At 75.5% G+C, this 12,195-nt stretch carries 8 protein-coding genes; 5 read left to right on the top strand and 3 right to left on the bottom strand.

The window, feature by feature from the left end; genetic code table 11:
* Positions 1 to 886: 886 nt before the first annotated feature.
* Positions 887 to 1,093, bottom strand: a complete 207-nt coding sequence (locus tag H7344_RS02820; RefSeq protein WP_186344470.1) for a hypothetical protein — start codon at positions 1,091 to 1,093, stop codon at positions 887 to 889.
* A gap of 362 nt (positions 1,094 to 1,455) precedes the next feature.
* On the opposite strand from H7344_RS02820, the gene H7344_RS02815 reads away from it, so the two are divergent.
* From H7344_RS02815 to H7344_RS02805, 3 genes are all read left to right on the top strand, one after another.
* Positions 1,456 to 2,646, top strand: coding sequence for a glycosyltransferase (locus tag H7344_RS02815; RefSeq protein WP_186344469.1), 1,191 nt, complete (start codon positions 1,456 to 1,458; stop codon positions 2,644 to 2,646).
* 14 nt (positions 2,647 to 2,660) lie between these two features.
* Complete coding sequence (locus tag H7344_RS02810; RefSeq protein ID WP_186344468.1) at positions 2,661 to 3,869, top strand: glycosyltransferase 87 family protein; 1,209 nt, start codon at positions 2,661 to 2,663, stop codon at positions 3,867 to 3,869.
* A gap of 101 nt (positions 3,870 to 3,970) precedes the next feature.
* Positions 3,971 to 4,483, top strand: coding sequence for a 4'-phosphopantetheinyl transferase family protein (locus H7344_RS02805; protein WP_186344467.1), 513 nt, complete (start codon positions 3,971 to 3,973; stop codon positions 4,481 to 4,483).
* Here the strand turns inward: H7344_RS02805 and H7344_RS02800 are convergent.
* A complete protein-coding gene (locus tag H7344_RS02800; protein WP_229706775.1) occupies positions 4,386 to 5,747 on the bottom strand; it encodes a M1 family metallopeptidase in 1,362 nt (453 codons plus the stop codon). The genes H7344_RS02805 and H7344_RS02800 overlap by 98 nt on opposite strands.
* On the bottom strand, positions 5,744 to 9,610 hold the full coding sequence (locus H7344_RS02795) for a Pls/PosA family non-ribosomal peptide synthetase (protein WP_229706776.1): 3,867 nt from the start codon (positions 9,608 to 9,610) through the stop codon (positions 5,744 to 5,746). Before H7344_RS02795 ends, H7344_RS02800 begins: the two co-directional genes overlap by 4 nt.
* A gap of 190 nt (positions 9,611 to 9,800) precedes the next feature.
* Here H7344_RS02795 and H7344_RS02790 point away from each other — a divergent pair, with 190 nt between their 5' ends.
* Entirely contained in the window at positions 9,801 to 11,561 is a 1,761-nt protein-coding gene (locus H7344_RS02790; RefSeq protein ID WP_186344465.1) for a PHP domain-containing protein, read from the top strand.
* Positions 11,558 to 12,187: a hypothetical protein gene (locus H7344_RS02785; protein ID WP_186344464.1), complete on the top strand. Its 630-nt coding sequence runs from the start codon at positions 11,558 to 11,560 to the stop codon at positions 12,185 to 12,187. The genes H7344_RS02790 and H7344_RS02785 overlap by 4 nt, the downstream gene beginning before the upstream one ends.
* Positions 12,188 to 12,195 lie beyond the last annotated feature (8 nt).

Below are 12,195 nucleotides of genomic sequence, written 5' to 3'. Positions count from 1 at the left end.
ATCCGCGGGAGCCGCCTCGGTTTCCCCCCGCTCCGAGGCGGCTCCACTTCCAGACGAGCCGCCTCGGGTTGGTCCCCCCGAGCCCGGGGCGGCTCCCTGCTTCCCCGCACCCTCGGAATAGGTGCGGTCGCGGTGACGGCTTTTCCGCCAGGCGAGGTGTGGACATCTAGACGTCGACGCCATGTCAGCGCCAGGTCTAGGTAGGACGGGTCTCAGTCCATACCGTCCGGATGCCTGCCCTCCCAGCGGGCCGCGGTCGGCAGGATCTGGTGGCGAACCGTTGACGCCGACCGCGCGAGCCGCCTCGGCCCCTCCCCCAAGTGCCGAGGCGGCTCACCTTCACCGCCCGCCGGGTTCGACCCGCTCCTGCGGGAGCACCGCGGCTTGCTTTGCGTTGGTGCGGTGAGACTCGCGACACGCTGGGGTTACCGAGCGGTACACCCTTTCGGGCGAGATCCCTGCCCTAGGCTCATCGACGTGAACCCACTGGCCGACGCGATCGAGTGCGACGTTTGCTGGGCCCTCGTGTCGAGACGGCTCATGGTCTTCCATCGTGAGTGGCATGCCAGTGCCGACGGGGTCGGACGGCGAACGTTCCCGGATCAGCAATCGCTGGAGCTGCACTTCGCTGAGGCAGTGTGGGGACTCTGCCAGCTCCGATCGATCCCGGAAGCCTCTCCTCGGCGTGAGTTCGTGCAGGACCTCAGGAGCCGACTCGTCGCTGCGGCACACGCCTCGGTGGAGGTCCCTGAACATCCCGCGGCTCAATCGCCCGTCGGTTCGACTACTGCCGGCTGTCCAGCCGGTAGCGCTTGCTGAACTCCTGCGTGCGACGGCGCTTCTCCTCGCGCGCCGCGATCTGCTCGGCGGTCGGCCAACCGTTCGCCTAGCCCCACCGGTGCGCGGTCCGGTCGCTGATCCCGGCCGACGCCGCGGCCTCCCGGTGCGAGGCGCCGTACTTCATCGCGCCGACCACCGCGGCGAGCAACTCGGCCTCGGCCGCCTCGAGCTCGGCCCGCGCGGCGTTGAACCGGGCGCGCTTCTCGATCCGACGCTGGTCGGCCGGCGCCGGGATGGCCGTCCGCTGGCGCACCCGCGGAGGCTGACGGCGCAGCCCGGAAAGGGTGTGGCCACGATGTCAGCGGTTCGGGACCTTCCCGGCCGAGTGAGGGCATCCAGGGTCGTGGGTGACCCGTGCCTCGTGGGCTCCTCGGCGTGAGGCGGTCCTTCACCCGGGACGCCCTACTGGCGTTCGCTCGGCTCAGCCTGGTCCCGCACCGATCTCGGCCGGCGATCCTGCCGCTGACGGCCGCCGCCGGCCGCTGACGGCCGGTCACGAGCAGCGTCACCTGCCCGACGCCGGCCCTTCATCCTCCGCTCACCGCAGGACGCCCTGTCCACCCCCGGAGACGCCTACGTTCGCGCCACCGACGACAGGGGTGGTGCATGGCGAGGATGATCAGTCCCCGGGGTGGGACCCGGGTGCTGTCGGTCTACGAGGGTTTCTTCGCCGGGGGTGCGCGGATCCAGCACACCTCGGTGGTGACCGGCCTGCACGCCGCGACGGACCAGCGGCACAGCGTGCTGGGACTGGCGAGCAGCACGGCCCGCGAGGACACCGTGCAGCGCGCCGACCGCGACGGCAGCTGGCGGCGGCTCATCGACGCCGGAGTCGCCGTCGACGCGCTGGACCGGTCCTCGACCGGCACGCTGGGCCGCGGGCACCTCGCCCGCCTCGAGCGGGCGGTCCGGGACGCCGACGTGGTCCTGTCGCTGAAGGAGCAGCCGCTCGCCGCGCTCGGTCGCGTGGACACCGGCGGCACCCCGGTGCTCGTCTCCCTGCACCGGTCCGACCCCGAGCACCACGGGCCCGCCGTGGCCGACCTCGTCGAGCTCGTGGACCGCGGGGTCGTTACCTCGGCGGTCTGCTGCGCGCGGTCGACCCAGCGGGCCTACCACGCGGCGACCGGGATCCCGCTGAGCCGGCTGCCGGTCGTCCACAATGGCGTCGACCTGCGGCGGTACCGGCCCTCGGCCTCCGACCGCCGCGACGTACGCCGGGAGCTCGGCATCCCGAGCGGTGCACCCGTCGTCCTCCTCTCCGCCCGCTTCGACCCGATGAAGGACGTCCCGCTGTTCCTGCGGGCGGTCGCCGCCCTCGCGCGCCGGCGCCCCGAGGCGCACGTCGTGCTCTGCGGCGCCGGCATGTCGCCGACCAACGGCGGGCTCGCCGACCTGGCCGCGGCGACGCTGCGCGGCTGGTCGGGCGCGCAGGACCGGGTGCACCTGCTCGGGATCCGCACGGACATGCCGCGCCTCTACAACGCCGCCGACCTCGTGGCCCTCACCAGCGCCTACGGCGAGGCGGCGCCGCTGTCGCTGCTGGAGGCGATGGCCACCGGCACCGTGCCGGTCACCACCGAGGTCGGCGACGCGGCGGAGATGGTCGGCGACCCCCGCCTGGTCACGAGCCGCGAGCCGGACGCGGTTGCCCTCGCGTGGGAGGCCGCGCTCGAGGCCCGCGAGGGGCACCGGGCCCGGATCCTGGGCCGCCGGCACCGGCTCTCCGAGCGGCACTGCGTCGACGCGTACGCCGCCCTCGTCGAGCAGCACGCGACGTACGACGCCCTCCGCCCCGCGGTCTGACCGGGTTCGCGGACGTGGTGCGACCGGACGGCCGGCAGGCCGTGGTGCTGGCGCTCGCCGCGGCCGCAGCGGTGTGTGCAGCGGTCGTGGAGGCCGGCTGGGCGCCGGCCTTCATCGACCTCTCGGTCTACCGGTTCGGCGCCGGGCAGCTGGCGCGCGGCGAGGACGTGTACGCCGGCACCGACCCGGCGAGCGGGCTGCCGTTCACCTACCCACCGTTCGCGGCGCTGCTGTTCCTGCCGCTCGCGGCACTCCCCGCGCCCCTCGCGGCCGGCCTGCTCGCGGGCGCCTCGGTCGCGGCCCTGGGCTGGACCGTCCGACTGCTCGCCCCGCGCCCGGGACCCGCGGTCCTCGGGCTGCTCGTCGCGGGGCTGGTCGTGCTCGAGCCGGTCGAGCAGACCCTGTCCTTCGGGCAGGTCAACCTGCTGCTGATGGCCCTCGTCGCGGCGGCGGTGCTCCAGCCGGACCGGCCGCGCAGCCCCTGGCTGCTCGGGGTCGCCGCCGGGCTCAAGCTGACGCCGCTGGTCTTCGTCGTCCTCCTCGCCCTCGTCGGCCGTCAGGGCCAGGCCGCGCGGGCGGTGGCGGTCTTCGGGGGCACGGTGCTGCTCGGGGCGGCCCTGCTCCCCCGGGACGCTGAGGCCTACTGGACCGCAGCGGTCTGGGACCCCGACCGGGTCGGCGGCGTCGCGTTCGTCAGCAACCAGTCGGTCAACGGGCTCCTGGCCCGCCTCGGCGACGGGCACCCGTCGACCGCGGTGTGGTTCGTGGTGGCCGGAGCGGCGTCCCTCGCGGCCCTGGCGTGCGGCGCCGCGTGGTACCGGCGCGGGCATCGGTCGCTCGGCCTGGCCCTCGCTGCCGCGGCGATGCTCCTGGCGTCGCCGGTCTCCTGGAGCCACCACTGGGTGTGGGTGGTCGTGGCCGTGGTGGCCCTGCCCCGGACCGCGCCGGTCGTCGTGGCCGTCTTCGCCACCCGGCTGCTCTGGTGGCCCCCGCACGGCGAGGACCGCGAGCTCGACTGGGGTCCCGTCCAGCACCTGGCCGGCGGCTCCTATCTGCTGCTGGCGGTGCTCCTCGTGCTGGGCTCGGCCGTGGCGCTGGTGCGCACCGGCCGGACCCCGGCGTCAGCGCCAGAGCCGGAGCAGGGCCCAGACCCAGAACACGACGACGGCCGTGCCCAGGACCGTCACCGTGACGAGGCTGCCGCTCACGGCACCACACCCTGACCACGGTCGGCCACCGCCGCTCCACCGGCGGGAGGACCGCAGGCGCACAGCCGGCGAACACCCGCCGGCCTGGACCGGCAGGCCCGCCTATCGTCGGGACCATGGGGACGGAGGGCTCGGCACGCGAGGCGCTCCGCGTGCTGGCCACGCGGCTCCTGCTCGAGCACACCGGCGCTAGGGGCGTCGTCCGGCTCTGCCCGCAGTGCGGCGGCGACGACCACGGCCAGCCCGTGCTGACCGGGCCGGGACCGCTCGCCCGCGTCTCCCTGGCGTACGCCGACGGGCTGGTGGCCCTGGCCTGGAGCAACCACGGGCCGGTCGGCGTCGACGTGGAGCGCGACGGTCCGCCGGTCGGGACGTACGGCGACCGGCGGGCCTGGACGAGGGCCGAGGCGCTGCTCAAGCACGCCGGCACCGGCCTGGCCCACGACCCGCGCGACGGCCTTCCGGCCGACGTGCCGACGCACGACCTCCGGGCGCCGGACGGCTACGTCGGGACCGTCGTGGGGCGCGGGGTCAGCTGGTGCGTGGCCGGTCCGGCGCTGCCGGGAGGTCGGGCAGGGCCGGTTCGTCGAGCCACGCCCGGAACAGACCGCCCAGGTCCTGCCCGGTGACCTCGCCGGCCAGCGCGACCAGCTCGGTGGTGGTGACCGACCCGCCGCGGTGCCGCTCGCACCAGGTGCGCAGCAGCTCGAAGAACGGCTCGTCGCCCACGGTCAGCCGCAGGGCGTGCAGGGTGAGCGCGCCGCGCTTGTAGACCCGGTCGTCGAACATCGTCTCCGGCCCCGGGTCGGCGAGCACGAGGTCCTGGTCGGAGTCGCCGAGGCGCTGGTGGTGGGAGCGGGCGTGCACGTCGGCGGGGTCGCCGCCGGAGCGCTCGGACCACAGCCACTCGGCGTAGCAGGCGAAGCCCTCGTGCAGCCAGATGTCGCGCCAGCGGGCGAGCGTGACCGCGTTGCCGAACCACTGGTGCGCGAGCTCGTGGGCGACCAACCGCACCGAGCGCCAGTCGGGGTCGAGGAAGTTGGCACCGAAGGTGGAGAGCCCCTGCGCCTCGAGCGGGATCTCCAGGTCGTCGGCGGTGACGACGGAGGTGTACGCCGCGAACGGATAGGGGCCGAAGAGCTCCTCGAAGAAGCCGAGCATCTCGGCCTGCCGGCCGAACCCGGCGGTGAACGCCTCGTCGCCGGTGTCGGTGCCCTCCGGCACCGCGGCCCGGACCGGCACCCGGGCGCCGTCGAGCTCGTGGACGTCGTACCGCCCGACCTGGACCGTGGCGAGGTACGTCGCCATCGGCTCGCGCTGCTCGTGCACCCACCGCAGGCCGGAGCCCTGACGCACCCGCTCGGTGCGCTCGCCGTTGGCGACCACGACGTACCCCGGCTCGGCCGTCACCGTGATGCGGTACGTCGCCTTGTCGTCCGGCCGGTCGTTGCAGGGGAACCACGTGGGGGCGCCGTGCGGCTGGCCTGCGACGATCACGCCGTCCTCCAGCTCCTCCCAGCCGGCGTCGCCGTGGACGTCGTCGACCAGCGGCCGCGGCGTGCCGGCGTACTTCACGACGACCCGGAACTCGGTGCCGGCCGCGAGCGGCTCGGCGAGCGAGACCACGAGCCGGCTGCCCCGGGTGGTCCACCGCTTCGGGCTCCGGCCGCCCACCGTGACCTTGTCGGCCTCCAGCCCGGCGAGGTCCAGGACCACCCGGTCGAGGTCGTCGGCCACCGCGACCGCGTCGATGGTGGCCCGGCCGCGGAGCCGGTTGGGGGCGAGGTCGTAGTCGAGCTCGAGGTCGTAGTGGCGGGCGCTCCAGGCGGGGTCGCCGTGGCCGGGGAGGTAGTCGTCCGCGGTGGGGAGGCCGTGCTGACCGGGCAGCTTCACGGCTCCGCCGTCCACGGGCCGATGGGGTTGCCGATCCAGGTCGTCTTGTCCGGCACGGATTCGCCCCTCATCACCAACGACACGGGGCCGACCGTAGCGTGGCGGCCCAGCGTCGCCGCGGGGAGGATGACGCTGTTCGGGCCCAGCGTCGAGCCGCGCAGGAGCGTCACGGTGTCGGTGCTGAGCATCCGGTCGTGGAACAGGTGCGTCTGCACGACGCTGCCGGCGTTGACGGTGGCGCCGTCGCGCAGGTCGACCAGGTCGGCCTCGGGCAGCCAGTAGGTCTCGCACCACACGCCCCGCCCGATCCGGGCGCCCATCGTGCGGAACCACGCGGTCAGCAGCGGCGTGCCGACCGCGGCGCGGGCGAACCACGGCGCGGCCAGCACCTCGACGAAGGTGTCGGCCAGCTCGTTGCGCCACACGAAGGAGCTCCACAGCGGGTGGGCGCCGGGTCGGGTCCGGCCGACGAGCAGCCACTTGGCGGCGGTCGTGACCGCAGCCGCGACCAGGCCGCCGAGCGCGAGCAGCGGGCCGGCGAGCAGGACCGCCACGAGGACGCCCCACCGGTCGAGGAGCGCCACGAGCGCCACCGCGACCACGAGGGTCAGCGCGACGGCGAGCACGACCGGGACCAGGCGGCACAGCTCGACCAGCGACCGCGCCACGAGCAGCCGCGTCGGCGGGTCGTAGGTGCGGCCGCCGTCGGAGTCCTGGGCGACCCGGCGCAGCGGCGCCGGCGGGCTGCCGAGCCAGGACTCGCCGGACCGGGCGCGGGCGCGCCGCGGGGCGGCCGACAGCACGGCGACGAGCGACGCCTTGGGCACCTTGCGGCCGGGCGCCGCCATGCCGGAGTTGCCGACGAACGCGCGCTTGCCGATCTTCACCCGCTCGACGCGCAGCCACCCGCCGCCCAGCTCGTAGCCGCCGATGAGCGTGTCGTCGGCGAGGAACGCCTGGTCGTTGACCTGGGTCAGGGACGGCACGAGCAGCACCGTCGAGGCCTCGACCCGACGCCCGACCCGCGCGCCGAGCGCCCGCAGCCAGACCGGGGTGAGCAGCGAGGAGTAGAGGGGGAACAGCCAGGTCCGCGCCTCGTCGAGCACCCGCATCGTCGTCCACACCGCGAGCGCCGGTCCGCTGCGCACCGGGTGGACCCCGGGCCGGACGCCCAGCGCGGCCAGTCGGACGACCAGCCACACCAGGGCGGCCAGGACGAGCAGGCCGACCAGCGTGGCGAGCGGCACCCAGGGCAGCAGGCCGGCGAGCGCGTCCCGCGGGCCGTCGTACGCCGCCGGGCCGAGCGCCAGCAGCACGGCCCCGCCCGCGGCGACCGCCGCGACCGGCAGCAGCGCCAGCAACGCGGCCACGGCGACGTACGCCGCGACCCAGGCGCGCGAAGTCACCGGACGACCCGACCAGGGCCCGCGCGCCGCCTCGCTGACCCGCGTGGCGGGAGCGCCGGACCAGAACTCCCTGTCCGGCACCCGGCCGAGGACCGCCGACCCCGGTGCGACCTCGGCGTCCCGTCCGACCTCCGCACCGGGGCACAGCATCGAGCGCGCGCCGACCTTGGCCCGGGCGCCGACGGTGACCGGGCCCAGGTGGACGACGTCGCCGTCCACCCACCAGCCGCGGAGGTCCACCTCGGGCTCGACCGAGCAGCCCTTGCCGAGCCGGAGCAGGCCGGTGACCGGAGGGAGGGAGTGGAGGTCGACGTCGCGGCCGACCTCGGCGCCGAGCAGCCGGGCGTACCACGTCATCGCCGGGGCGCCGGCCAGCCCGGTCGCGCCGAGCTCGTCGGCGGCGCGCTCGGCCAGCCACAGCCGCAGGTGGACCTTGCCGCCGCGCGGGTGGTCGCCCGGACCGATCCCCGCCAGCACGAGCCGCGCGGTCCCGGCGGCGAGCAGCATCCGGCCGGGCGGGCTGAGGAAGACGAGCCAGCCGAGCAGCACCAGCGACCACGCCGGCCGGGGCAGGCCGTCGATGCCGACCAGCGCGGCCGCGTGGCAGCCGATCGCCGCCCAGGTCAGCCAGCGCGGGCCGGCGAGCATCCGCAGCGCGACCGTCGCGACCACCTGGCCGGCCTGGGTCTTCAGCGGCACGGCGGGCACGGTCCGGTCGCTGGTGGCGCCCGGCGCGGCCAGCCCGTCGAGGTAGCCGGCGAGCTCCCCGAGGGTCGGCCGCTCGTAGATGTCGCCGACCGCGACCTCCGGATGGCGCACCCGCAGCCGCGAGACCATCTGCGCGGCGGTGAGGCTGCCGCCGCCGAGGTCGAAGAAGTCGTCGGCGCGGCCGGTCGCGCCCGCCCCGAGCACCTCCAGCCACAACCCGGCCACCCACGACTCGGTCGCGGTCAGCCCGGCGGTCGGCGCCTCGGCCGCCGCGGGCAGCGGCCAGGGCAGCGCGTCGCGGTCGACCTTGCCCGACGTGCGGGTGGGCAGCGCGTCGACGACCGCCAGGCGCGGGACGAGCGCGGCCGGGAGCGCCCGGCGCAGGCGGTCGAGGGCGGCGGTCTGGTCGAAGGTCGCGTCCACGGCGACGTACCCGACGAGCAGCTGGTTGCCGGCGGAGGTACGCCGCACCGCGGCCGCCGCGCCGGAGACGCCGGGCAGCCCCAGCAGCGCGCTGTCGACCTCGCCGAGCTCGATCCGCCGACCGCCCAGCTTGACCTGGTCGTCGGCGCGGCCCCCGAAGAGCAGCCCCTCGGGGTCGAAGACGACCAGGTCGCCGGACCGGTAGGCGCGGTCCCACCCGAGGGTCGGCATCGCGGCGTACTTCTCCGCGTCCTTGGCGGGGTCGAGGTACCGCGCGAGGCCGACGCCGCCGATGATCAGCTCACCGGTCTCCCCCGGAGCGACGTGGTGCCCCTCGGCGTCGACCACGGCGAGGTCCCAGCCGGCCAGCGGCAGCCCGATCCGCACGGGCCCATCCCCCGTGAGCTCGGCACCGCAGGCCACGACGGTCGCCTCGGTCGGGCCGTAGGTGTTCCACACCTCCCGGCCGGGCGCGACCAGCCGGGCCGCGAGCTCCGGCGGGCAGGCCTCGCCACCCATGATCAGCAGGCGCACCTGCGCCAGCGCCTCCGCCGGCCAGAGCGCGACCAGCGTCGGCACGGTCGAGACGACGGTGACCTCGTTGGCGACGAGCCACGGCCCGACGTCGACGCCGCTGCGGACCAGCGCGCGCGGGGCCGGCACCAGGCACGCGCCGTACCGCCAGGCCAGCCACATCTCCTCGCAGCTGGCGTCGAAGGCGACCGAGAGACCCGCCATCACCCGGTCCCCGACGCCGAGGGGCGCGCCCTGGAGGAAGAGCGTCGACTCGGCGTCGACGAACGCCGCGGCGCTGCGGTGGGACACCGCGACGCCCTTGGGGGTCCCGGTCGAGCCCGAGGTGAAGATCACCCACGCGTCGTCGGTCAGCCCCGGTTCCTCGGCCGCACGGGGCACCTGCGCGTCCACCTGGCGGCGCGCGACCACGGCGAGCCCGTTGCCGACGACCGCGGCGACGTCGGCCTCGCCGAAGACCAGACGGGCCCGCTCGTCGGGGTCGTCGGCGTCGACGGGGACGTATGCCGCGCCGGCCAGCAGGATGCCGAGGATCCCGACGTACAGGTCGGTGGTCCCCGAGCTGATCCGCACGCCCACCCTGTCGCCGGGGCCGACCCCGAGCTCCGCCAGCCGCGCGGCGAGGGCGTCCGCGGACTCCTCGAGCTCTGCGTAGGTGAGCACCTCGTTGCCGGTGTCGACCGCCGGCTCGTCGGCCGCCTGCGCGACCGTCGCGCGGAAGACGTCGACCAGGGTGCGTGGCGTGGGCGCCTCTGCGCCTCGGCGCAGCGGCAGCGTGGGATCGGTGAGCACGGGCGAACGCTGTCGGGGACAGGTGAACGGGAGGTGTCGGTGTCCGCGGAACGGGTCGTCCCAGGCATCGGCCGGCGGCCCACGGTTCACCCGGGCGGCACCGACGCTCCTCCTCCCGGCCACCCGCCGACGGCAGCGTGGAGCCGCTGCGGCGGCCTCGGTGCCGCGGCCCCTACTCGGAAGGATCGCCATGCACGAGCACCCGCACGACCACTCCCACGGGCACGACCACGGGCACGACCACGGGCACGCGCACGAGGTCGACGACCTCAACGCTGTCGCCGCGGACACCTCGGTCCCCGACAGCGACCTCTCCCCCGCCGAGCTGTCCCGCCGTGGGCTGCTCCGCGCGGCCGGCATCACCGGCGCCGCTGTCGCCGGGATCGCCGGCATGCGCGGCGTCACCCCGGCGATGGCCGAGCCCGGGGCCACGCCGGCCCGCGGCGGCAGGCCGGGCTCGGGCGCACCGCGGCACTGGCTGGCGGGCGACCACCACATCCACACGCAGTACTCCTCCGACGGGCAGTACCGCGTCATCGACCAGGCCCAGCACGCCGCGGCGTACGGCCTGGACTGGCTGGTCATCACCGACCACGGCGGGGCCACCCACGCCCGCATCGGCGTCGACCTGGTCAACCCCGACATCCGGGCCGCGCGTGAGGAGCTGCCCGACACGCTGATCTTCCAGGGCCTGGAGTGGAACATCCCGGCCGCCGAGCACGGCACCGTCTTCGTGGCCCCCGGCCCGCACGAGGTCGAGGTGCTCAAGCAGTTCGAGAACGCCTACGACGGCTCGGTCAAGGGCGCGTCGGGCAACTCGCCGGCCAACGAGGCGCTCGCCGTCGCCGGCGTCCAGTGGCTCGGCCAGCAGGTCGACCGCAAGCGGGTCGCCGACGCGCTGTTCCTCGCCAACCACCCGGCCCGCAACGGCATCGACAGCCCCCACGAGATCCGGGCCTGGCGCGACGCCGATCCCCGGATCGCGATCGGCTTCGAGGGCGCGCCCGGCCACCAGGCCGCCGGCCTGCCGAAGGGGTACGGCCCCGGCTCGGCCCGCGGCTACTACGGCAACGCCCCGGGGCCGGCGTCGTTCGCCGGCTACCCGCCCGAGAGCTACCGCACCTGGGGCGGCTTCGACTGGATGACCTCCACGGTCGGCGGCCTCTGGGACTCGCTGCTCGCCGAGGGCAAGCCGTGGTCGATCACCGCGAACTCCGACTCCCATGTCAACTGGACCGACACCCCCCGCCGCCCCGACGGCTCGAGCTCGGAGCAGTTCAACCGCGACGGGCGGTACGGCGACCCCGTCTACGCCGGCCGGATCAACCTCGACGCCGGCGACTTCTGGCCCGGGTTCTACAGCCGGACCCACGTCGGCGCGTCCTCTCGCGACTACCGCGCGGTCATGCGCGGCATGCGCGACGGCCGGATCTGGGTGGACCACGGCGGCCTGGTGAAGTCGATCGACGTGACGGTCCGCAGCACCGGCGGCCGCGGACGCGACCGGAACGCTTCGGAGACCCTCGGCGGCACCCTGATGGCCAGCCGCGGGAGCCGGCTCGAGCTCGTCGTGCGGATCACCGCCCAGGACGTGCCGAACTGGTCGCAGTTCGTCCCGTCGCTCAACCGCGTGGACGTCGTCCGCGGCAAGGTCGAGCTGCCGTCCCGGTCCGCCGACCGCGACCGGTTCACCGCCCCCGACTCGAAGGTCGTCGCGCAGACCGACACCTCGGGCCGGACCGGCACGTACACGCTGACCTACGACCTGGGCCGCGCGGAGGAGCCCTTCTACGTCCGGCTCCGCGGCACCGACGGCAACCGGTCGCAGCCGGGCTACCTCGGCGCGGCGGTCGACCCGGCCGGCCCGCAGATCGACGTCGTCGGCGACGCCGACCCATGGGTGGACCTGTGGTTCTACACCAACCCGATCTGGGTCGTCCCGACCCGGTGACGACTCCCCCGGACGTGCCGGCGTCCACGGTGCTGCTGGCCGTGGACGTCGGCACCCGCGACCACGCCGGTGCCGAGCACGTCGTCCACCAGCTCGACGCGCTGCTGCCCGCCGAGCTGGTGGCTCACGCGACGTACGTCGCCAGCACGCACGTCGTGAGCACCGACGACGGCGCGCACACCGCCGTCGCGGCGTCGTGGACCAGGTCCGCGTCGGAGGCCGCCGCACTGCTGTCGCGGCTCGCCGGCCCCCTCGGGGATGACGTCGGCGTGCTCGTCGTCGCCGCAGGCGACGAGGACGCGGCGGGGCCGTCGGCGTTGGTAGCGGGTGCCCGTGCGGCGGCCGAGCAGCACGCCGGCCGCACCGCCGGGCGGCTCGCCCGGTTCGCGGGCCGCGCGGGGGTCGAGCGGGTGTGCACCGTCGCGGAGGTCGAGGCACTCGACGCGGTCGACGCCGTCGAGGCGCTGGCCGGCACGGAGGTCGGCCCCGACACGCTGGTCGACCTCCGCGAGTGGGCTCGGCCGACGTGGCGGGCGGGGCGCGCGGTGCTCACCGTCCAACCGGGTCGGGAGCACCTGGTGCCGTTCGAGTCGCGCTACCAGATCCCCTGCTGCTCCGACCACTAGCCACCCAC

The organism is Nocardioides deserti, assembly GCF_014266025.1.
GTDB lineage: Bacteria > Actinomycetota > Actinomycetes > Propionibacteriales > Nocardioidaceae > Nocardioides > Nocardioides deserti.
Note: the sequence above shows the minus strand (reverse complement) of the source record. Positions and strands in the feature narration are given on the sequence as shown.